The organism is Rhizobium zaerense (genome assembly GCF_051810725.1).
GTDB classification, from domain to species: domain Bacteria; phylum Pseudomonadota; class Alphaproteobacteria; order Rhizobiales; family Rhizobiaceae; genus Rhizobium; species Rhizobium leguminosarum_I.
The window spans coordinates 4,497,251-4,518,425 of record NZ_CM132690.1 but is presented as its reverse complement, the minus strand read 5'-3'; the positions used below and the strand labels follow the sequence as shown (position 1 = coordinate 4,518,425).

The following is a 21,175-nucleotide window of genomic DNA, read 5'->3' as shown; positions in this document are numbered from 1 at the left end:
CAGAATGCTTCAATCTAACCCGGAAAGGCTCTAGCGATGGAATGGAGCGACCTCAAACTATTTCTGGCGATCGCGCGGTTCGGCACGCTGGGGGCAGCGGCCCGCAGCCTCGGACTGACGCAGCCGACGATGGGCAGGCGGCTGCGTGCCCTTGAAACCTCTCTCGGCCAGACGCTCTTTCAGCGAACGACCGATGGCTTCGTCCTGACCGATGAAGGCGCGGCCGTGTTCGCCGGCGCCGAACGCATCGAAGAGGAGGCGCTCGCCGTCGAGCGCGTCCTTGCCGGCGGCAGCCGTCAACTCGATGGTTTTCTCAGGCTATCCTCATCCGACTGGTTCGGCGCGCATGTGCTTTCGCCGGTGCTGGCGGAATTCTCGCAAGTCCATCCGAAGGTGGTGGTCGAATTGTTGACCGACAGCCGGCTTCTCAGCCTGTCACGACGCGAAGCCGACCTCGTCTTTCGCATCCAGCCCTTCGCGGAAGCAGAGGTCATATCGCGCAAGCTTATCCATATCGAATACGGCCTTTACATCAGCCGCGGTGCGCTGCACCCCGAAGCCGGCGACGGAGCGGGCGCCCGCCTCGTCACCATGGACGAGGCTTTCGGCGACATGCCTGATGTCGGCTGGCTGCGTCGCCTGTTGCCGCGGGCCGAGATCGTCATGTGCAGCAACAGCCGCGATGTGCAGGCGGCGCTCTGTGCCAATGGCGCCGGGCTCGCCGTCCTGCCACGACCGCTCGGCGATTCGCATGCTGCCATCGAACTGGTCGATCTCGGCGAACCGCCGCCCGGTCGCGACACCTGGGTCGGCTATCACCGCGACATGAAGCGCCTGGCGCGGCTGCGCGCCCTGCTGGATCTCGTCATCGAGAGGCTGGCGCGCTGAACCGGCGCAGCGATCAGCGCTCCCAATAGGGGACGGGGCCATAAAGCCCTGCCAGATAGTCGATGAACAACCGCACCTTGGCCGGCAGGAACTGCCGGCTGGGATAGACGGCCGACAGCGCGACATTGTGGGAGCTTTCATAGGCCGGCAGTACCTGCACCAGCCGGCCGGCTTTGAGCTCTTCACCGATGTCCCAGGTGGAGCGCAGCGCGACCCCTAGGCCGGCGATGACAGCCTCGCGGATCACCTCGCTGGAATTGGTGATCAGCATGCCTTCCGGCCTGAGACTCAGCGCCCCGTCCGGCCCGTTCAGCCGCCAGGTGTCGTTATTGTGGGCCGGCAGGCAGCGGTGGCGTTTCAACTCGTCGATGTGCTTCGGCTCGCCATGCGCCGCAAGGTAATCCGGTGAAGCGCAGAGCAGCCGGCGTACCGGCGCCAGCCTTCGGGCAACGAGGCTCGAATCGGTAAGTTCGGCGATGCGGATCGCCAGATCGAAACCGCCGCCGACGATGTCGCTGAATTCGTCGGTCAGCACCAGGTTGATCGCCAGCTCCGGATGCGTCTCCATGAAAGCCTTCAGATGCGGCGCGATATGCATGCGCCCGAAGGAGGTCGGGGCCGAGATCTTCAGCGTGCCGTGCATCTGTGCCGAGCGGCCGGAAATATAGAATTCCGCCTCCTCAAGCCCGGCGAGAATGCCGAGAACGCGGTCGTAGAAGCCCTGTCCGGCTTCCGTCAGCGAGATTTGTCGCGTCGTGCGCTGCAGAAGCCGGGTGCCGAGCCGATCCTCCAGCCGCTTGATCCGTTTGGAGACGACGGCCGGCGAAAAGCCGAGTGCCCGCCCGGCCAGCGACTTGCTTCCCGTTGCAACCACCTTGGCAAAGATTTCGAGATCACCCAGATTGGTCATAAGGTTTTGTGACTTTTTCCCCTTTTGGCATAAGTGCTTAGCATTTGCGCCACTTTCGGGAAAGTGCTAAGCCGTTTTCTCGGCAGCAGGGAGGTTCGCGGCCGGCTTCCGCTGTCATCTTCCCGCTGGGAGAACGCCATGTCCGACGCCATTTCGTTTCTCGAGCCCCGCGCCGATGTCTTGGCACGGCGCGCCCAGATCGTTGCCGATCTGACCGATCTTCTGCCGCCGGAATGCCTGGTGCATGAGGCGCGCGAGCTGGTGCCGTTCGAGACCGACGCCTTCGTGTCCTATCGTCGCCTGCCGCTCGCCGTCGCCCTGCCGCGCACCACGGCCGAGGTTTCGGCCATCATGCGCTATTGCAACCGCTACGGCATTCCCGTCGTGCCGCGCGGCGCCGGCACCTCGCTCTCCGGCGGCGCCATTCCGCAGGAAGATGCCGTCGTGCTCGGCCTGTCGAAGATGAACAGCATCCTCGAAATCGATCTGCCGAACCGCGTCGCCGTGGTTCAGGCGGGCGTTACCAATCTCAATATTTCCGAATCCGTCTCCGCGGACGGCTTTTTCTACGCACCCGATCCGAGTTCGCAGCTTGCCTGCACCATCGGCGGCAATATCGGCATGAATTCCGGCGGCGCCCACTGCCTGAAATACGGGGTCACCACCAACAATCTGCTCGGCGTCAGGATGGTGCTGGTCGACGGCACGGTGATCGAGCTTGGGGGCAAGGCGCTGGATTCGGCAGGTTATGATCTGCTCGGCCTCGTCTGCGGCCACGAGGGCCAGCTCGGCATCGTCACCGAGGCGACGGTGCGGCTGATCGCCAAGCCGGAAGGTACGCGCCCGGTGCTCTTCGGATTCGAGAGCTCGGAAGAGGCCGGCGCCTGCGTTGCCGATGTCATCGCCGCCGGCATCATCCCGGTCGCGATCGAATTCATGGACAAGCCGGCGATCGAGATCTGCGAGGCCTTCGCCCATGCCGGATACCCGCTCGATGTCGGCGCGCTGTTGATCGTCGAGGTCGAGGGATCGGAAGCGGAGATGGACGCGACGCTGAAGGACATCGTCGCGATCGCCCGCCGGCACGCTGTGAAGACCGTACGCGAATGCCAGTCGGCGACCGAGGCGGCACTGATCTGGAAGGGCCGCAAATCCGCCTTCGGCGCCACCGGCCGCATCGCCGACTATATCTGCATGGACGGCACCGTGCCGCTCAGCCAGCTCTCCCACGTGCTGAAGAGGACTGCCGAGATCGTCGATCATTATGGCCTGCGCGTTGCCAATGTCTTCCATGCCGGCGACGGCAATATGCATCCGCTGATCCTCTTCAACGCCAATGATCCCGAAGATGCCGCCCGTGCCGAGGCGGCCGGCAACGATATTCTGAGGCTCTGCGTCGATGCCGGCGGCTGCCTCACCGGCGAACATGGCGTCGGCATCGAGAAGCGCGACCTGATGCGGCATCAATATTCCGAGACCGACCTTGCCCAACAGATGGCGGCGCGTGCCGCCTTCGATCCCGGCTGGATCCTCAACCCGTCGAAGGTCTTCCCGCTCGAAGGGCGCCCCGCCGCATGATCGACCTGATGCCGAAGAGCGAGGAAGAGGCAGCGGCGATCGTCCGCGCCCACGCGGAAGCCGGTCGGCCGCTTGATATCTGCGGCGGCAATACCCGCTCGGGCTTCGGCAATGCGGTTGCCGCCGAAGACCGGCTGCGCTCGACCGGACTTTCCGGCATCGTCGCTTATAATCCCGGTGAAATGGTCATGACCGTCCGATCCGGCACGCCGCTTGCTGAGGTCGAGGCCGCCCTTTCGGAGAGCGGCCAGATGCTCGCCTTCGAGCCGATGGATCATCGCCCTCTCATGGGAACATCGGGCGAGCCGACCATCGGCGGCGTCTTCGCCGCCAATGTCTCCGGCCCGCGCCGCCTGATCGCAGGTGCCGCCCGCGACAGCCTGCTCGGTGTGCGCTTCGTTAACGGCAAGGGCGAGATCATCAAGGCCGGCGGCCGCGTGATGAAGAACGTCACCGGCCTCGACCTCGCCAAACTGATTGCCGGCTCGCATGGCACGCTCGGTTTCCTCACCGAAGTCACCTTCCGTGTGCCGCCGCGCCCGAAGACGGAGCGGACGGTGGTACTATCATGCCTCAACGACGCCGAGGCGGCGAACGCCATGGCGGCGGCGATGGCCCTGCCGGTCGAAGTCTCGGGTACGGCGCATCTGCCGCTGACGGTGACCTGGAAATTCCTCGCCGGCAAATTGCCCGAGGGCGAGGCGACGGTTCTGCGCATCGAAGGCTTGCCGGGCTCGGTCGACGTGCGCATCGAAAAGCTTGCCGCGGCAATGTCGGCCTTCGCCACCGTCACGCGGCTGGAGCAGCCGGAAAGCCACAGGCTCTGGCAGGAAATCCGCGACGTGCTGCCCTATGCCGACGGCACTGCGCGACCGGTCTGGCGTGTCTCGGTCGCCCCCGGCACCGGCCATCAACTGGTCGCAGCCCTCCGCCTCGAGGCCGGCATCGACGCCTTCTACGATTGGCAGGGCGGCCTCGTCTGGATGCGCATGGAGGCCGGCCCTGAAGCCGAGCAGGTCCGTCGCTACATCAAGGCGCTCGGCGGCGGCCACGCGACGCTGATCCGTGCATCGGGTGAGGCGAGGGCGGTTACATCGGCCTTCCATCCCGAGCCCGAGGCGGTGGCGATGCTGTCGCGGCGGGTGAAGGAGAAATTCGATCCGATGGGGATTTTTAGTCCGGGGAAGATGGGGTGAGGGATGAGATGGCTCTGCGCGCGAGTTACCCCCCTCTGTCCTGCCGGACATCTCCCCCACAAGGGGGGAGATCGGCAAGAGGTTGGACCATCGCTTCCTATCTGCCGTGTCGGAGTCGCAGTGCCCGAATTGTTTGGGGACGTCATAGCCCCCAGCCAATCTCCCCCTTGTGGGGGAGATGTCCGGCAGGACAGAGGGGTATTCCAGGCACAACGCCCGACATCCTCCCAAAGCAGAGGTCCCGTTAGATGCAAACCAACTTCACCCCGACCCAGCTTCTCGACCCTGATGTCGCCGAATCCGAGCAGATCCTGCGCAAATGTGTCCATTGCGGTTTCTGCACCGCCACCTGTCCCACCTATGTCACGCTCGGCAACGAACTCGACAGTCCGCGCGGACGCATCTACCTGATCAAGGACATGCTGGAAAATGGCCGGCCCGCCGATGCCGAGGTCGTCACCCATATCGACCGCTGCCTCTCCTGCCTTGCCTGCGTCACCACCTGTCCCTCCGGCGTCGATTACATGCATCTGGTCGATCACGCCCGCGCCCATATCGAAAAGACCTACAAACGCCCGTTCATGAACCGGCTGACGCGCGCCATTCTTGCTGCCGTGCTGCCCTATCCCGGCCGCTTCCGCCTGGCGCTCAATCTCGCCCGTCTCGGCCGGCCCTTCGCCGGTCTGATGCGGGGCGGCGCGCTGAAACCCTTCGCCGCCATGCTGGCGCTTGCGCCGCGCCGCATCCCCGCTGCTTCGCCGTTCGCAAAGCCCGGCAGCTACCTGCCCGAGACGGAACGGCGCGGCCGGGTGGCGATCCTTTCCGGCTGCGCGCAGCCGGTGCTCGATCCCGGCATCAACGCGGCGGCGATCCGGCTGTTGACGCGGCTCGGCGTCGAGGTCGTGCTGCCGGAAGGCGAGGTCTGCTGCGGCTCGCTGGTCCATCACATGGGCCGCGCCGAACAGGCGCTCGAAAGCGCCCGTGCCAATGTCGATATCTGGACGCGCGAGATCGACGGGCAGGGCCTCGATGCGATCATCATCACCGCCTCGGGCTGCGGCACGACGATCAAGGATTACGGCCACATGCTGCGCCTCGATCCAGCCTATGCCGCAAAGGCGGCCAGGGTTTCGGCGCTGGCCAAGGACGTCACTGAATATCTGGCAACCCTCGACCTGCCGGCACACATGCCAAAGGGCATCACGGTCGCCTATCATTCCGCCTGTTCCATGCAGCACGGCCAGCGGATCACGCTCGCGCCGAAGCAATTGCTGAAAGCGGCGGGCTTTGCCGTGCGCGATCCGGCCGAAGGCCACCTGTGCTGCGGCTCTGCCGGCACCTACAACATCATGCAGCCGGAAATCTCGGCGGTGCTAAAGGCACGTAAGGTCAAGAACATCGAGGCGACCAAGGCCGATATTATCGCCACCGGCAATATCGGCTGCATCACCCAGATCGCCACCGGCACCGGCATGCCAATCCTCCATACGGTCGAACTTCTCGATTGGGCCTATGGCGGCGCTGTGCCGGAAAAATTAACAGGTTTGCCGTTAGGTTGAAGCTTGCGAAGGCCCGTCGGGCCGGTCTCGGGAGTTTAGACGATGTGGCGGGGAATGATTGTACTTGCGGGACTGCTCGGTGCGGCAGGCACTGCCCATGCCGACAGTCGTTACTTCTGTTCCGCCGATGACAAGGAAGCGCGCTTCACGCTGGAAAGCGGTTTCGAAAGTACCGCCGGCCACAAGCTCAATCATTTCCGCGGCGCGCTCATCGTCAAGGAATCAACCGTATTCGGAAAGCGTGTTTTCGAATCGCAGCACCTGACCAATCACTGGTCGCGCGACGGCGAACTGCTTATGGAGGTCTTTGACGGCGGCGAAGATGATACCGGCGGAGCGACACTGGATCTGGTGGTCGTCGCCGGCGAGCGCGGCAAGCCGGCGGCAAATTTCAGCGGCACCTATTCCCTGACGATCGCAGGCGGCGCAAAACCCTATGCCGTCGAGGGCAAGGTCAGCTGCGGCACCAAATAGAGCAATTTCAGGAAAAGTGCGAAGCGGTTTTCCGTCCGGAGTTGCGTAACAATAAAAGGTTAGAGCGGTTCTGCGCTTCTACGCGCTGAACCGCTCTAACACCGCAGCCGAAATTTATCCTTACCAGTGGAATGAAACGCCGACGTTGACGGCATTCGTGAAGATGTTGGTCTTCAGGTCGACGCCGCTGTCGATCGGAACGTCGATGCGCGAATAGGTGCCCTTGTATTCGACGAAGGTCGACCAGCGCTCGGTCACCTTGAAGTCGACGCCGGCCTGGGCCTGCAGCGTCACGCCGCCGAATTCATAGGCCCAGGTCTTGCCCTCAGGGCGAATCACTTCGACATGCGGAATGTTCACGCCGATACCGGCGCCGAGATAGGGCGTCCAGCGGCGGGTCGGATCCTGGAAACGGTAGAGACCATTCAGCGTGATCAGGTTCAGGCCGTCGGTGAATTCGAAATGCGACCAGCCGGTCTTGGCCAGCGTATCGTCGTCGGCATAGACCTTGTCATGGGTATAATCGAGCGAGATACCCCAATTCGGTTTGTTGAAGTTCTCGAGCCACCAGGTGACGCGGCCGCCGTAATAGGGCGGGGCGCCGAAGGACTTGCCTTCCCAGCCAGCAGTGAAATGCGTGCCGTCGGAGAGATCGACGCCGCTATGCGGTGCGGTCTGATAGCCGCCGTAGACGGAGAATTGCAGATCTTCCGCCGAGGCGGATGCTGCCGAACAGATCGTGAAAAAAGCGATGCCCGCAAGCACGGAAACGGACGAGCGCAGCCCATATGTCATTGAATAGCCCCGATATTGCAAATATGTCGACTCTGAGGCTGGTGTGCCAGCTTTCCGCCGCAAAGTCTAAGAAAAATAAAAGGCGCGACGAAAAGCGCCTATCATTTTTTTCTGAAGTGTTGCTCAGCCGCCGAAAAGCGTTCGCAGCACGTCGATGCCTCTGTCTTCGAACGCGACCTTGCCCTGCTTGTTGCCGGGGCCAATGACGATCACCTTGGTGCCGACGGGTGCGCGGTCGTAGAGATGCGTCACATCCTCGTTCATCATCCGGATACAGCCGGAAGACATGTTGAGGCCGATCGTCCAGGGCTGATTGGTGCCGTGAATACGGAAGATCGTGTCGCGGCCACCCTGGTAAAGATACATGGCGCGGGCGCCGAGCGGATTGTCCTCGCCACCTTCCTGGAAAGCAGGAATCATATGTCCCTTGGCGGCTTCGCGGCGGCGCATCTCGGCCGGCGGCGTCCATGCCGGCCATTCCGCCTTGCGGCCGATCTTAACGACGCCCGACCAGCCGAAGCCGTCGCGGCCGACGCCGATGCCGTAGCGGGTGGCGCGGTTGTTGCCCTCGATGAGGTAGAGATATTTGTTGTTGGTATCGATAATGACGGTGCCTGCCGCTTCCGTTGTCACCAAGCGCACTTTCTTGCGCTTGAATTCCGGCTTCACATATTTCGGCATCTGCGCCACACGCACGACCTGTGCCGGGCGCTGCGCGTTGTCAGGAGTAGAGCCGGCGGGTGCAGCCAAGGCTGATGTAGACATCAAGGACAGGACAAGTCCGGCAGCAGCCAGACCCGGCATTAGTTTGATCATGATCGATTCCCCTCAAGCAAATTCGCTCGAAGCTACATGAACTTCTGCCTGATTCAAGATCGGCGTGGCCCGATACAGCAATTTTGGAGAAAGGGAGCCGACTGTTCTTGCGGCTCCGACTGCATAATTTATCTTCAAATCGGAATCGACTTTAGGAAAAATTATGCAGCAATTTAAAGGTTACCGCGTCCTTTGCGCATCTGAAAAGACATGCGTCGCTGTAGGTATTGGCCCACCTTTACATGACGATGACGCGGGTTCCCACACTGACGCGGTCGTAGAGGTCGACGACGTCTTCGTTGCGCAGGCGAATGCATCCGGAAGAGACGGCGCTGCCGATCGACCAGGGCGCATTGGTGCCGTGGATGCGGTAAAGCGTCGAGCCGAGATACATGGCGCGCGCGCCGAGCGGGTTCTCCGCGCCGCCATCCATGCGCGCCGGCAGGTAATGACCCTTGGCGGCCTCGCGGCTGATCATCTCGGAAGGCGGCGTCCAGTCCGGCCATTCGGTCTTGCGGCTGATCTTGTGGGCGCCGGCCCATTCGAAGCCAGGCTTGCCGACGCCGACGCCGTAGCGGCGCGCCTTGCCGCCTTGCATCACCAGATAGAGGAAGCGGTTGTTGGTATCGATGACGATCGTGCCGGGCTTTTCCGTGGTGTCGTAGTCAACCATCTGTGGCAGGTATTGCGGCTCGATCGGATGGCGGATCGACGGGATGCCAGGATTGATCGCCGAAACGGTCTGCGGTGACACCTGCGGCGCCTGGCGCAGCACGCGACGCTGGAAAAGGCCGCGCTGCTGCGGCTGGACGACCGGCCGCTGGTAGACGACGGGACGAACCGTGCCGCCGCCCAGCTGGTTGATCCAGGGCGCGGTCAGATCGGGGCTGAGCACGACGGGCGGACGGGTGGCGTAGCGGTCGTCTGCAAGGGCGGCCGTGGAGAAGATGCCGAAGAGGGCTGCGGCAAGAACAAGCTGTTTCATCATCGGACGAACTCTCTACAAATGACCGAAAATGCGCTGGCGGGACATGTCCGCCCGGGCGGAGATGTTCCGCCCGGGAAGACGCTGCCACCTAATCCGCCAGCGAATGGTAAAGATCGATTCATGAAAAGCCGACCGATCGGATAAACTTTTCGTCAGGGTTACCGTTCGGTTTGGAAAGACGGTTTGCAAATGGTAAAGCCGGAATCAAGACCGGAGAAAGAAGCGGACCCCCGCGGAATGAAGGATCATGAGCGCGACAGGCATCATCATCGGCGAGGACGGCAGGAGCCGCTGCCACTGGCACGCCAATCTGCCCGACTATCTCAGGTATCATGACGAGGAATGGGGCCGCCCCGTCACCGACGACGTCCGTCTCTTCGAGAAGATCTGCCTCGAAGGTTTCCAGTCCGGCCTTTCCTGGCTGACCATCCTGCGCAAGCGCGAGAATTTCCGCGCTGCCTTTTCAGGTTTCGATTTCGAGAAGGTCGCCCTCTTCAGGGAAGGCGATGTCGCACGCTGCCTTGCCGATGCCGGCATCATCCGTCATCGCGGCAAGATCGTATCGACCATCAACAATGCCAAGCGTGCAATAGAACTCAGGGACGAATTCGGCTCGCTCGCCCATTATTTCTGGCGCTACGAACCCGGCCATGACGAGCGGCCGGCAGTGGTCGATCGTGATCACATCGTCGCCAATCCGACCACGCCGACATCCGTGCTGATTTCGAAGGATCTGAAGAAACGCGGCTGGACCTTTGTCGGCCCGACCACAGTTTATGCTTTCATGCAGGCGATGGGTCTCGTCAACGATCATCTGGAAGGCTGCTTCTGCCGGCCCGAGGTCGAGGCGATGCGCACCGCCCTGGTTCGCCCATGAAAGATCACTCCGTGAGAACATTGATCGCCGCCGCCGCCCTTTTCCTCCTGACGGTCTCCGCCATGGCGCAGACGCCGCAGCTCGATCCCGGAGAGAAGCTGGAGAAGCTGCAGTTTCCGGCCGTCACCATGCAGTTGAAGGGCTGGACGAAGTTCGGCAATGGCCATGTCTATACGCTGCCGGTGCGCGCCGGCCAGCACATGAAGATCAGTTTTTCCAGCAAGAGCAAATTTGCCTTCCTGGCGATCTTTGACCTGTCGAAACCGGATGACGAGGCCTTCTTCGGCACCGACGAAGACGGCATGAGCTTCGAGACGACAGTCAAGGAAAACGCCACGTGGCTGCTGCGTCCTTATTATTCCAAGGTCTCGCCTCGGCGCGGCCTCGGCGCTCCCTTCAGCATCCTGATCGAGCCGCTGGCGGCTGCCCCGCAGCAGCCGAAACCGCCGGCCGAGCCGGAACGCCCGTCGCTGTTCCCGAAGGCCCCGCCGAAGCCGCAATGAGGCAGAGAGTGCGCCCGGCCTAGCCGAGCCGGTCGATCAGCTCGCGCAACTCGCCGAGATGGCCGATCTTGCGGAAACGTGGCGCTTCCGTCGGTTCGTCGACATGTTCCAGCACCCAGGTCAGTTCGTGTGGCACGAAGACGCCGTAGCTGCCGGCGGCGAGTGCCGGCACGATGTCCGATTTCAGCGAATTGCCGACCATCATCGCCCGTTCCGGCCCGTCGCCGACCTTGGCGAAGATGCGACGATAGGTGACGGCCGTCTTGTCGGAGACGATCTCAACGGCATCGAAGAAGTCGCCGAGCCCGGATTGAGCGAGCTTGCGCTCCTGATCGAAGAGATCGCCCTTGGTGATCATGACAAGCAGGTACTTGCCGGCAAGCGCCTCCAGCGTATCGCGCACATGCGGCAGGGTCTCGACCGGATGGTTGAGAAGATCCCGGCCGGTATCGAGGATCTTGGCGATCACGCTCGCCGGGACCTTGCCCTCGGTGATTTCGATCGCGGTCTCGATCATCGACAGCGTGAAGCCCTTGATGCCGAAGCCGTAGTGGCGAAGGTTGCGTTTCTCGGCCTCCAGCAGCCGTTCGGAAATCTTCGGTCCTTCGGCGAAATCGGCAAGAAGCCTGGTGAAATGCGCTTCCGTCAGCCGGTAATATTGTTCGTTCTGCCAGAGTGTATCGTCGGCATCGAAACCGATCGTGGTCAGTGGTCGCGTCGTCATATGCGTACCTCTAGAGCATGTCGCGCAAAACTGTGCCGCGGTTTTGCGATAACGACATGCGTAAAAACAAGGACCTAAAGCGCGAGAGCGAATCTGAAAGACCGCGCCGCGCTTTAGGGCACGATGCCGAAAAGTATGAGCGGTTTTCGGGCGACATCATGCTCTCACTTTTTAACTTAGAACAGGATTCAGATTTTAGGCCGACCCGACCTAAATCATCCTGTTCTGGAAATATCGCCGGCAATCTATCGGCCGCCTGGTCGAGAAAAGGACGTTCGCCGTTACAGCGCCGCGCGTCTTTTCAGACGCGCAAAGGACGCTGTAACACTTTGAATTGCGACATGCGCGGCGTTGAAAAGCGCCGCCGCCGCACTACATGAAAATCGCCTCACCTTGCAGCCAGCCACGGCTGTGCCTGTCATATGCAGGCCAATAATCAAAAAATGAAGTTCTTGAGTTCGCAAGCCCCTCTTGCGGCAGACACAAAGGAATTTTTCCACGATGCGTTACAATCAACTCGGAAATACGGGACTTTTCGTCTCGGAAATCTGCCTGGGCACGATGACCTTCGGCGAAGCCAAACAGGGCAGCACCTGGGGCGCCATCGCCGACGTCGACCAGAACGCCGCCGACCGGATCGTCGGGCGCTCGCTTGCATCAGGCGTCAATTTCATCGACACCGCCGACGTCTATTCATCCGGCGAGTCCGAAAGGCTGCTCGGCCAGGCGCTGAAGAACCTCGATGTGCCGCGCAAGGACGTCGTCATCGCTACCAAGGTCTACGGCGTCATGGGTGACAAGCCGAACGACCGCGGCGCCTCGCGTGGCCACATCATGGATTCGGTCGAGGCGAGCCTCAAGCGGCTGCAGACCGACCATATCGACCTCTATCAGATCCACGCCACTGATACGGTGACGCCGATCGAGGAGACGCTGCGCGCTCTGGACGACCTCGTTTCCCGTGGTCTCGTCCGTTATATCGGCGTCTCCAACTGGCAGGCCTGGCGCATTTCCAAGGCGCTCGGCCTGTCGGAACGCCGCGGCTTTGCCCGCTTCGAGACAGTACAGGCCTATTACTCCATCGCCGGCCGCGATCTCGAGCGCGACATCGTGCCGATGATGCAGGAGGAAAAGCTCGGCCTGATGGTCTGGTCGCCGCTCGCCGGCGGTCTGCTCTCCGGCAAGTATGGTCCCGGCGCGCCCGGCAATGGTGAAGGCCGCCGCGCCAGTTTCGATTTCCCGCCCGTCGACAAGGACAAGGCCTGGGCCTGTGTCGCCGTCATGCGCGAAGTCGCCGAAAAACACGGCGTCAGCGTCGCCACCGTGGCGCTCGCCTATATCCTCGCCAAGCCCTTCGTCACCACAGTCATCATCGGCGCCAAGCGGGTCGACCAGCTCGACCAGAACCTTGCTGCCGTCAAGCTGAAGCTCGATGAAGACGATATGACGAAGCTCGACGAGGTGAGCGCGCTTGCTCCGGAATATCCGGGCTGGATGCTGGCGCGACAGGGCGCCGGCCGCCGCCCGGCCGATTTCGAGTCGAAGGACTGACGTTACCGGCGTTGTGCCCCTGCTGTCCGGTTTGCGCGAATGGCTGCCCCTCACCCTAACCCTCTCCCCGTAAAAACGGGGCGAGGGGACGTGCCCTGCGAGAGGTTGGTGGGGAACGGAGAGGTCGCGGCATATCCCCTTCGCCCCGCGTGCGGGGAGAAGGTGCCGGCAGGCGGTTGAGGGGCTGGTCGAGCATGACGAAAGAGTCTGGGAACGCCTGACATTTCCGGCGTTCCCCTTTTCCATCAACGATCGACTACTTGCCCTGGACCCTGAGCCAGGCGTTCATCTCGGCGATCTCGGCTTCCTGTGCCTTGACGACGGCTTCGGCGAGCTTGCGGATATCGGGATCTTTTCCATATTGCAACTCGATCTTGGCCATATCGATCGCGCCCTGATAGTGTGGGATCATGCCGCGGACGAAATCCGCATCGGCATCGCCGCTATACTCGATCATCATATCCTTGTGCATCTTGGCATTCGCCTCGCTGAAGGCGTGGCTTGCCGCATCGTGGTTGCCCATCGGCTTGCTCATATCCATCGGCTTGTCTTCGGCAAGGACGGGAGCGGCGACGATGGTGAGCATTGCGGTGAGGGTGACGATTTTCAAAGACATGAGAGTTCCTTCCTCTGTCTGACAATAGGTTTGCCGGGCGGCTGGGCCACCCGATTGGCATGGATTGCTGTGGTGTCAGGACAGTCGGGGAGGGGGCGGCGTCGGTACCGGCCTGTCGTCGTCCAGGGCGCGGGCAGGCGCCGGGGCGGGGTAGCCGAAAATGGGCTTTCCGCCATCCATGACCATCACCGTCGGCGGCAGCAGAAGACAGGCGGCGCAAAGCGGAATATGCGCGGAATTGCCGGTGGCGCAGGGGTCCTTCAAGGGATCGGTCTTGTTCACCGCCTCGGACGTAGCCATGCCGTGCATTTCGTGGTGCATGCCGGTTTCGACGGCAACCGGTGCATTCATCGACGCACATGTCGGACAGCCTGCCCATGCGGACATAGCGCTGTAGACCAGCCAGCCGAGAAACATCGTGATGAGGGCAAGCATGCGCATGCCGTTTTATAGGCGAATGCCTGATAAAGGCCAAGGCGACCGGCGGTCACATCCCGGTCACCAAGCAGCCATGACCCTTTGCTCGATCCTATAATCCTTGCTCTCTTCACCGAGTGGCGCGATGGGCCATGTCCAGGCGGCTTTTGCCAGCGGCGGCAAGACGCCATGCAGCAGGTCGGCCTCTTCGTGCGTCTTGCCGTTGCGGTCGATGACGGCATAGGCGATGTCGGTCACCAGGCAGCTGCGGCAGGGAAGTCCCGCAAGCCCGGACAGATGTGCCGCGATCAGCCTTTCCACCGTGTCTTCAGGCATTCGCCCGGCCTCGGCCTCATGGCGCCGTTTCACGCCGCGACCGATCTGCGACAAGAGGTTGGCGGAAACCACGAAATCGAGATAGGGCACGCCGCGCAGGAAGCCGAGCGGTTCGGGTTCGCGACCGGTAGCAAGCTCATCATAGCCGGAGAGATCGCGCTCGATCAGCCGGACATTGCGATAGAACTTGGCCGACAGCCACAGGCGCACCGAGGCGAGGTGAACGAGATCGACCAGGACGACGGTGTCGAAATCCCGCGCCAGCGCTTCGATCGGCACGTCGCGCAACAGGCCGGAGCCGAGGACGACGGCGGTCCGCTTCTGCCTGAGGTCGGCCGCTGCCGCCAGGATCACCTTCCGGCTCATCTCCTCATGTTCGGCCCAATCCGCCGCGCAGCGCCCGGCCCGTGACCAGAGATTGACGGAATAGCGGATGAACTTTCGATGCGGCTTGCCGGTCAGCGGCCAGGTCGCGGCATAGAGAAGCGCCTCGGTGATCATGAGCATATCCGCATTTCTGATGGAACTCTCTTCGTTCAATCGATTCTCGCAGCCACATCAAGACCCTTCGCCCTTGCCGCTCCCCGCCCAATCCGCTAGGAAACCGCCACTGTCACAGTCAGTGGAATCCCCGGAAATGAACGACAAGCAGAAGAAACCGCAAAAGCTCAAGGCCCGCCTGCCGCGCGGCTTCGTCGACCGGACGGCCGGCGATATCCGCGCCGTCAACGAGATGACGGCAAAGATCCGGGAAGTCTATGAGCATTATGGTTTCGATCCGCTCGAAACGCCGCTATTCGAATATACCGATGCGCTCGGCAAGTTCCTGCCCGACAGCGACCGGCCGAACGAGGGCGTGTTCTCGCTGCAGGACGATGACGAGCAATGGATGTCGCTGCGTTACGACCTAACGGCGCCGCTCGCCCGTCATGTCGCCGAGAATTTCAACGAGATCCAGCTGCCCTATCGCACTTATCGTGCCGGCTACGTCTTCCGCAACGAGAAGCCGGGCCCGGGCCGTTTCCGCCAGTTCATGCAGTTCGATGCCGATACCGTCGGCGCGCCTGGTGTTCAGGCCGATGCCGAAATGTGCATGATGATGGCCGATACGCTGGAAGCCCTCGGCATCAAGCGCGGCGATTATGTCATCCGCGTCAATAACCGCAAAGTCCTGGATGGCGTGCTCGAGGCGATCGGCCTCGGCGGCGACGACAAGGCCGGCCCGCGGCTGAACGTGCTGCGGGCCATCGACAAGCTCGACAAGTTCGGCCCGGAAGGCGTGGCATTGCTGCTTGGTCCCGGCCGCAAGGATGAATCCGGCGACTTCACCAAGGGCGCTGGTCTCGATAAGGAGCAGATCGACAAGGTGCTGTTCTTTGTCGGCATCACGGACTATGCCGAAAGCGCTCTCCGTCTCGCTGAGCTGGTGGCGGGAACCGCCAGGGGTGGCGAAGGCGTCGAGGAGCTGAATTTCATCGGTGCGCTGGTGACCAGCGCCGGCTATGGCCCTGACCGCATCAAGATCGACCCCTCCGTCGTGCGCGGCCTCGAATATTATACCGGCCCGGTCTATGAGGCCGAACTGACCTTCGACGTCACCAATGAAAAGGGCGAGAAAGTCGTCTTCGGTTCGGTCGGCGGCGGCGGTCGTTATGACGGCCTCGTCTCCCGCTTCATGGGCCAGCCGGTTCCGGCGACGGGCTTTTCGATCGGCGTCTCCAGGCTGATGACGGCGCTGAAGAACCTCGGCAAGCTCGGCGCCAGCGAGGTCATCGAGCCGGTGCTGGTGACCGTCATGGACGGCGATGTCGAGGCGATGGGCCGCTACCAGAAGATGACGCAGGAACTGCGCGCCGCCGGCATCCGCGCCGAGATGTTCCAGGGCAACTGGAAGAAGTTCGGCAACCAGCTGAAATATGCCGATCGCCGCGGCTGTCCCGTCGCCATCATCCAGGGCGGCGATGAGCGCGCGACAAGCGTCGTGCAGATCAAGGATCTGATCGAAGGCAAGCGGCTCTCCGGCGAGATCGAGGACAATGCCAGCTGGCGCGAAGCGCGGGTGGCACAGGAGACGGCGCCGGAAGCCGACCTCGTCGCGAAGGTCAGGGAGATCCTTGCTGCGCAGGCCGAGGATCGGAAAAGGGCAGGCTCCGGCTTCGAAACTCCATATGATCCCGCTCAAGCCGGTGACACAGATGACGACGTTTGAGAGAAATCTCCCCTTCTCCCCTCGGGGAGAAGGTGGCCCGAAGGGTCGGATGAGGGCGCACCGCGGCAGAAGCTGTCCTTCGCTTGCCGCTCAGGACATTCGTCGTTTACACTCCTCATCCCCCTCATCTGCCCTGTCGGGCATCTTCTCCCCGCTGGGGAGAAGAGGGAAGTTCAGCCAATGCCCCTGATCAATCTCCCCGAATTCGCCAATGACCTCATCGCCGAATTCGATGCGCGCAACGCCGAGCGCATCGATACGCCTGTTATTCAGCCGGCCGAGCCTTTCCTTGATATTGCCGGCGAAGATCTGCGTCGCCGCATCTTCATGACGGAGAGCGAAACCGGCGCCAGCCTCTGCCTGCGTCCCGAATTCACCATTCCAGTCTGTCTGCGTCACATCGAGACGGCGACCGGCACGCCGAAGCGTTATGCCTATCTCGGCGAGGTTTTCCGCCAGCGTCGCGACGGCGCCAATGAATTCTATCAGGCCGGCATCGAGGATCTTGGCGATATCGACCTGTCAAACGCCGACGCTCGCGCCATTGGCGATGCCACCGGCATTCTCGCCCGCCTGCTGCCGGGCCGGCGCTTAGCCGTGACATTGGGCGACCAGGCAGTCTTTGAGGCTGTGGTCCAGGCGCTCGGCCTGCCGCTCGGCTGGCAGAAGCGCCTGATCCACGCCTTCGGCAGTATGACGCAACTGGAAGCACTGCTTGCCGGCCTCGTCAGCCCGCAATTCGTCACCGGGCTGGACGACGATATCGCCAGGCTCGTTGCGTCAGGCGACGAGCAGGCGCTGGTCGCCCATCTCGAGCGGGAGATGCAGAAGACCGGCTATTCGACGAATGCCGGCCGCTCGGCCCTGGAGATCGCCCGACGGCTCAAGGAAAAGCTCATCCTGTCCGAAACGCGCCTCGACGATGCGGCCTTCCACGTGCTGGAAGAATTTCTGTCCCTCGACGTGCCGCTGGTCAATGCTTCCGCAGCCCTTTCCGGTTTCGCCGATGCTGCCGGCCTGAAACTCGGCAACGCGCTTTCCCGCTTTAATGGCCGCGTTGCAGCACTTTTCAATGCCGGTGTCGATCTTTCCTGCCTCGACTACCGCGCCGCTTTCGGACGGCCGCTCGATTATTACACCGGCCTCGTCTTCGAGGTGACGGTGGAAGGTTCAAGCGCGGTTCTGGCCGGTGGCGGCCGTTTCGACCGGCTCCTGACCTTCCTCGGTGCGACGGACCGTATTCCGGCCGTCGGCTTCTCCTTCTGGCTCGACCGCATCGAAACCGAAAGGGCAGCCGCATGACCATCACCATCGCGCTTCCCTCCAAGGGCCGGATGAAGGAAGACGCTTCGGCGATCTTCGAACGCGCCGGCATGACGATTTCTGCGGTCGGCAACGATCGCTCCTATCGCGGCCGCGTCGAAGGCTGGGACGATGTGGAGATCGCCTTCCTCTCGGCCTCCGAAATCTCCCGTGAAATCGGCAATGGCACCGTCGATTTCGGCGTCACCGGCGAGGATCTGATGCGGGAGGGTTTTGCCGAGGTCGACAAACGCGTCGAATTCTGTGCCCGTCTCGGCTTCGGCCATGCCGATGTCGTCGTCGCCGTGCCGGAGATCTGGTTCGATGTCGACACCATGGCCGATCTCGTCGATGTCGCCGCCGATTTCCGCGCCCGCCACTCCAGGCGCCTTGCCATCGCCACCAAATACTGGCGGCTGACCCAGCAGTTCTTTTCGAGCCAACACGGCATCCAGCTTTATCGCATCGTCGAAAGCCTGGGCGCTACCGAGGGCGCTCCCGCCGCAGGCTCGGCCGATATCATCGTCGATATCACCTCCACCGGCTCGACGCTGCGCGCCAATCACCTGAAGGTGCTCCAGGACGGTGTCATCCTGCATTCGCAGGCCTGCCTCGTGCGTGCCCGCAAGGAAAACCACGCCGGTGAACCCGCCGTGCAAGCAATCATTGAGGCAGTGCGCGCGGCCCTCTGATCCCGGCCGCCAAGGCATAAGAAAACCCGCCGTCGGATGACGGCGGGTTTTTCTGCTTCTGGGAGGATGTCTGCTGGTGTCAGGCAGCTGCGTAAGCGCCGCGGCGGGCATCGAGCGAGTAGGCGCCGGCACCGACGGTGGCGAGCAGTATGTACGCGCCGGCCAGCGTGATATTCTTCATGACCATGATCTGGTTGAGAATGTTCACGAGTTCCGTGCCACTTGCGTAGGGCAGGTGGAAGGCAATGCCCGTGAAGACACAGAAGGCGGCGAGCAGCCAACCGGCAATGCGGACCTGGAAGCCTGTGAGAACCGCAAGGCCGGCCAGCAGTTCGAAAAGGCCTGCGACATAGGCCAGCAGGGATGCTGCCGGCAGGCCGGCACCGGCGATCATGCCCGCAGTACCGGCAGGATCGGTGAGCTTCATGAAGCCGGAAAGGATGAACATGAAGGAAAGCAGGATACGGGCAATCAGGATGATGACGTTGTTCGACATGGACGTTGTCTCCGTTTCAAGGACTCTGGAGATCTTGGTGCCCCGGCACCGCTTCGACCTCGGATGCCTCTATGTCGCTCTTTTCTCGCGTTGTGGAAAGATAAACGAAAGGGGACACTTCGTTCACTAATATGGAACGATCTCCAAAGCGCGTCGCGTTCGACTGCATTCATGCGACGCGCTTAGATCTTTTGTTGTCATGCATGTCGTTGGCCCAAAACCGCTGCGCACTTTTGGGCGACATGCATTGGCTGCCCCCCGCTTGCCTTTGCCAAGCCGGGTCTTTTATGGTCGGCTGATAACATGGAGAATCCGATGGCAGATCTTTCCGCATTTCCGATCACGACGCGCTGGCCGGCGAAAAATCCCGATATCATCCAGCTCTATTCCCTGCAGACGCCGAACGGGGTGAAGGTTTCCGTCGCCCTCGAAGAGCTCGGCCTCGCCTATGAGCCGCATTATGTTTCCTTCGCCGCCAACGAGCAGAAGTCGGCGGAATTCGAATCTCTCAATCCCAACGGCCGCATTCCGGCGATCATCGATCCGAACGGGCCGGACGGAAAACCGATCGGCCTTTTCGAATCCGGCGCCATTCTGCTTTATCTCGCGGAAAAAACCGGCAAGCTCATCCCTGCCGATGCCGCCGGCCGCTATGAAACCATCCAGTGGGTGTTTTTCCAGATGGCGGGCATCGGCCCGATGTTCGGCCAGTTTGGACATTTTTATAAATTCGCCGCCGACAAGGTCGCCAACAATTCCTACCCGGTGGAGCGTTATCGTGATGAATCCAAACGCCTGCTCGGCGTGCTCGAAGACCGGCTGAAAGGTCGCCAGTGGATCATGGGCGATCTCTATACGATCGCCGACATCACCACCTTCACCTGGGTTCGTGGCGCCGACATCTTCTATGGCGGCCGCGAGGTGCTCGAATATGCGAAATTCCCCGCCGTCTCGGATTGGCTGGAGCGCTGCATCGCTCGTCCGGCAAGTGCCAGGGGCCTCAATATACCGGCCAAGCCGGAGTAACGAACGACCCAAGAGATCGCCGATCCCGGCCCCTCATCCGGCTGCTGCCACCGGGGTCGAGCCACGGGTCTCGACCCGTCCTTCGACCCCCGGTAAACGGGGCGAAGGGACCATGCCGCAAGCTGTCCGTATCCCGCCTACCTATCGCAGGGCACGTCCCCTCGCCCCGCGAGTGCGGAGAGGGTTAGGGTGAGGGGCAGCCATTCCACCCTTATCGCCAGCTTAAGATCTGCTTTGCGCCTTCCAGCTTGAAGCGCGGAAAGACGAAGACGCCGACCATGCTGCCGCTGTATTTCTGCTCTAGCCCGTGGGACTCGCCCATGCAGAAGAGCGGCTGGCGAAAGCCGTTCGGCATGTTGATTGTCGTCGAAAAACAGAAGGAGGAGCAGAGCGTTGCCGCCTGCTCGAACAGCTCCAATATGTGGCTGCGGTCCTTGGCATCGTAGCAGCGGATCAGGCTTAGGAGTCCGCATTCCTGCGCGGCAAGGCCGTGCATCATTGCGCTCCATTCGCCGAGACGAAGCATGCCGCTCGAAAAATCGCCCGTCCAGGCTTCGGAAACGGAAAACTGTGCCAGCATCTCGTGATTTTGATTGGCGTCATCAAACGAGCCGGGCGTTAGCGGTTCGGCTGCATTGGCTCTGGCGATGTTAAACAAGGCGTTCCCCCGTTCGGATGCGGCTCCTCGGCCGCACGCTCGGCAAACACAAAGAAACAGGATCACGCAGCAGCGGGCATGATGCCCGCGCTTACCTTCGGCGGTTATTGCCACGGCCATCTGGCCTCCGTAACCGGAGCCCTCGAAGCCGAACGTTAACGTATCGCTTTCCGCGCTCCGGCCTCGTCTATCGCCGAGCGCGTTTGAAGTGCAGCGCGGATTTATAGGGGCTTTTGGACAAACGGCAACGGCTTTTTAAGGGGTCTTCGGATCGCCTCATTTCTTAGGATGCCTGCATCTTCGGCCTGTTTCGCGAGAATTGGCACAGGAAGATCATCTTTGAGAGTGTTGCAAACGTTTTCACTCTGCGTCAGGTCGGAAATCGTACCGCAACGCAGTGATCTCTCGCATGTCGCTAGACTGAGAAAGGCGCGGGCAACGCAAGCCTAGCGCAAGTTTCGCCCCCTGGGGTTGCAACAGAGGGGCGGATAAACGTTTCGTCGGCCATGCCAGTCAGTGTGCCGCACGTCGAATCGCTTTGGGCAAAAGAAAAGGGCGACCCGA

The 21,175-nt window shown here is 61.9% G+C and carries 23 protein-coding genes; 13 read left to right on the top strand and 10 right to left on the bottom strand.

Translation table 11 applies throughout. The annotated features are described in order from the left end of the window. Window positions 1–36 precede the first annotated feature (36 nt). A complete protein-coding gene (locus ACS4RR_RS22510; protein WP_260110177.1) occupies window positions 37–888 on the top strand; it encodes a LysR family transcriptional regulator in 852 nt (283 codons plus the stop codon). 13 nt (window positions 889–901) lie between these two features. Here ACS4RR_RS22510 and ACS4RR_RS22505 read toward each other — a convergent pair whose 3' ends face one another. Next, entirely contained in the window at window positions 902–1,798 is an 897-nt protein-coding gene (locus tag ACS4RR_RS22505; RefSeq protein ID WP_456189421.1) for a LysR family transcriptional regulator, read from the bottom strand. 138 nt (window positions 1,799–1,936) lie between these two features. Here ACS4RR_RS22505 and ACS4RR_RS22500 point away from each other — a divergent pair, with 138 nt between their 5' ends. From ACS4RR_RS22500 to ACS4RR_RS22485, 4 genes are all read left to right on the top strand, one after another. After that, window positions 1,937–3,376, top strand: a complete 1,440-nt coding sequence (locus ACS4RR_RS22500; protein WP_260110179.1) for an FAD-linked oxidase C-terminal domain-containing protein — start codon at window positions 1,937–1,939, stop codon at window positions 3,374–3,376. Then, window positions 3,373–4,572, top strand: coding sequence for a glycolate oxidase subunit GlcE (gene glcE, locus ACS4RR_RS22495; RefSeq protein ID WP_260110180.1), 1,200 nt, complete (start codon window positions 3,373–3,375; stop codon window positions 4,570–4,572). Before ACS4RR_RS22500 ends, glcE begins: the two co-directional genes overlap by 4 nt. Window positions 4,573–4,820: 248 nt before the next feature. Further along, a complete protein-coding gene (gene glcF / locus ACS4RR_RS22490; protein WP_260110181.1) occupies window positions 4,821–6,131 on the top strand; it encodes a glycolate oxidase subunit GlcF in 1,311 nt (436 codons plus the stop codon). A gap of 42 nt (window positions 6,132–6,173) precedes the next feature. Further along, complete coding sequence (locus tag ACS4RR_RS22485; protein ID WP_017967162.1) at window positions 6,174–6,605, top strand: hypothetical protein; 432 nt, start codon at window positions 6,174–6,176, stop codon at window positions 6,603–6,605. A 120-nt stretch (window positions 6,606–6,725) separates the two neighbouring features. Here ACS4RR_RS22485 and ACS4RR_RS22480 read toward each other — a convergent pair whose 3' ends face one another. From ACS4RR_RS22480 to ACS4RR_RS22470, 3 genes are all read right to left on the bottom strand, one after another. Next, complete coding sequence (locus tag ACS4RR_RS22480) at window positions 6,726–7,400, bottom strand: outer membrane protein (protein ID WP_222385736.1); 675 nt, start codon at window positions 7,398–7,400, stop codon at window positions 6,726–6,728. Between the two features lie 123 nt (window positions 7,401–7,523). After that, the gene (locus ACS4RR_RS22475; protein ID WP_260110182.1) at window positions 7,524–8,216 is read right to left on the bottom strand and encodes a L,D-transpeptidase; all 693 of its coding nucleotides are present in this window, start codon (window positions 8,214–8,216) and stop codon (window positions 7,524–7,526) included. A 238-nt stretch (window positions 8,217–8,454) separates the two neighbouring features. After that, window positions 8,455–9,204: a L,D-transpeptidase gene (locus ACS4RR_RS22470; protein ID WP_222385738.1), complete on the bottom strand. Its 750-nt coding sequence runs from the start codon at window positions 9,202–9,204 to the stop codon at window positions 8,455–8,457. Window positions 9,205–9,451: 247 nt separating this feature from the next. Between ACS4RR_RS22470 and ACS4RR_RS22465 the strand changes: the two genes are divergently transcribed. Together ACS4RR_RS22465 and ACS4RR_RS22460 are read left to right on the top strand one after the other, a co-directional pair. Beyond that, window positions 9,452–10,081, top strand: a complete 630-nt coding sequence (locus ACS4RR_RS22465) for a DNA-3-methyladenine glycosylase I (protein WP_260110183.1) — start codon at window positions 9,452–9,454, stop codon at window positions 10,079–10,081. Next, window positions 10,078–10,584, top strand: a complete 507-nt coding sequence (locus ACS4RR_RS22460; protein WP_064249241.1) for a hypothetical protein — start codon at window positions 10,078–10,080, stop codon at window positions 10,582–10,584. The genes ACS4RR_RS22465 and ACS4RR_RS22460 overlap by 4 nt, the downstream gene beginning before the upstream one ends. Before the next feature lie 19 nt (window positions 10,585–10,603). Here the strand turns inward: ACS4RR_RS22460 and ACS4RR_RS22455 are convergent, their stop codons facing one another. Beyond that, the gene (locus tag ACS4RR_RS22455) at window positions 10,604–11,308 is read right to left on the bottom strand and encodes an HAD family hydrolase (protein ID WP_260110184.1); all 705 of its coding nucleotides are present in this window, start codon (window positions 11,306–11,308) and stop codon (window positions 10,604–10,606) included. Between the two features lie 56 nt (window positions 11,309–11,364). Here ACS4RR_RS22455 and ACS4RR_RS22450 point away from each other — a divergent pair, with 56 nt between their 5' ends. Then, window positions 11,365–11,688 carry a hypothetical protein gene (locus tag ACS4RR_RS22450; protein WP_456189420.1) on the top strand — a complete coding sequence of 108 codons (324 nt, stop codon included), beginning with the start codon at window positions 11,365–11,367 and terminating at the stop codon, window positions 11,686–11,688. Window positions 11,689–11,809: 121 nt separating this feature from the next. Continuing rightward, window positions 11,810–12,859 (top strand): aldo/keto reductase, encoded by a 1,050-nt coding sequence (locus ACS4RR_RS22445; RefSeq protein WP_456189419.1) that lies wholly within the window; start codon window positions 11,810–11,812, stop codon window positions 12,857–12,859. 256 nt (window positions 12,860–13,115) lie between these two features. Here the strand turns inward: ACS4RR_RS22445 and copM are convergent, their stop codons facing one another. The 3 genes from copM to ACS4RR_RS22430 all read right to left on the bottom strand — a co-directional run bounded on the left by copM (window position 13,116) and on the right by ACS4RR_RS22430 (window position 14,735). After that, complete coding sequence (copM, locus tag ACS4RR_RS22440; protein ID WP_260110186.1) at window positions 13,116–13,475, bottom strand: CopM family metallochaperone; 360 nt, start codon at window positions 13,473–13,475, stop codon at window positions 13,116–13,118. 75 nt (window positions 13,476–13,550) lie between these two features. Next, window positions 13,551–13,916 (bottom strand): hypothetical protein, encoded by a 366-nt coding sequence (locus tag ACS4RR_RS22435; protein WP_456189418.1) that lies wholly within the window; start codon window positions 13,914–13,916, stop codon window positions 13,551–13,553. 57 nt (window positions 13,917–13,973) lie between these two features. Next, window positions 13,974–14,735 (bottom strand): hypothetical protein, encoded by a 762-nt coding sequence (locus ACS4RR_RS22430; protein WP_456189417.1) that lies wholly within the window; start codon window positions 14,733–14,735, stop codon window positions 13,974–13,976. A 130-nt stretch (window positions 14,736–14,865) separates the two neighbouring features. On the opposite strand from ACS4RR_RS22430, the gene hisS reads away from it, so the two are divergent. The 3 genes from hisS (at window position 14,866) to hisG (ending at window position 18,431) form a co-directional block, all read left to right on the top strand. Next, window positions 14,866–16,437 carry a histidine--tRNA ligase gene (gene hisS, locus ACS4RR_RS22425; protein WP_260110189.1) on the top strand — a complete coding sequence of 524 codons (1,572 nt, stop codon included), beginning with the start codon at window positions 14,866–14,868 and terminating at the stop codon, window positions 16,435–16,437. A gap of 180 nt (window positions 16,438–16,617) precedes the next feature. Beyond that, window positions 16,618–17,739 (top strand): ATP phosphoribosyltransferase regulatory subunit, encoded by a 1,122-nt coding sequence (locus ACS4RR_RS22420; protein ID WP_260110190.1) that lies wholly within the window; start codon window positions 16,618–16,620, stop codon window positions 17,737–17,739. Beyond that, window positions 17,736–18,431 carry an ATP phosphoribosyltransferase gene (gene hisG / locus ACS4RR_RS22415; RefSeq protein ID WP_260110191.1) on the top strand — a complete coding sequence of 232 codons (696 nt, stop codon included), beginning with the start codon at window positions 17,736–17,738 and terminating at the stop codon, window positions 18,429–18,431. The genes ACS4RR_RS22420 and hisG overlap by 4 nt, the downstream gene beginning before the upstream one ends. 79 nt (window positions 18,432–18,510) lie before the next feature. On the opposite strand, the gene ACS4RR_RS22410 is transcribed toward hisG, so the two are convergent. Further along, a complete protein-coding gene (locus ACS4RR_RS22410; protein ID WP_033181702.1) occupies window positions 18,511–18,927 on the bottom strand; it encodes a DoxX family protein in 417 nt (138 codons plus the stop codon). Between the two features lie 315 nt (window positions 18,928–19,242). On the opposite strand from ACS4RR_RS22410, the gene ACS4RR_RS22405 reads away from it, so the two are divergent. Continuing rightward, on the top strand, window positions 19,243–19,953 hold the full coding sequence (locus tag ACS4RR_RS22405) for a glutathione binding-like protein (RefSeq protein ID WP_170256209.1): 711 nt from the start codon (window positions 19,243–19,245) through the stop codon (window positions 19,951–19,953). A gap of 211 nt (window positions 19,954–20,164) precedes the next feature. On the opposite strand, the gene ACS4RR_RS22400 is transcribed toward ACS4RR_RS22405, so the two are convergent. Beyond that, window positions 20,165–20,611, bottom strand: a complete 447-nt coding sequence (locus ACS4RR_RS22400; protein ID WP_260110192.1) for a hypothetical protein — start codon at window positions 20,609–20,611, stop codon at window positions 20,165–20,167. Window positions 20,612–21,175 lie beyond the last annotated feature (564 nt).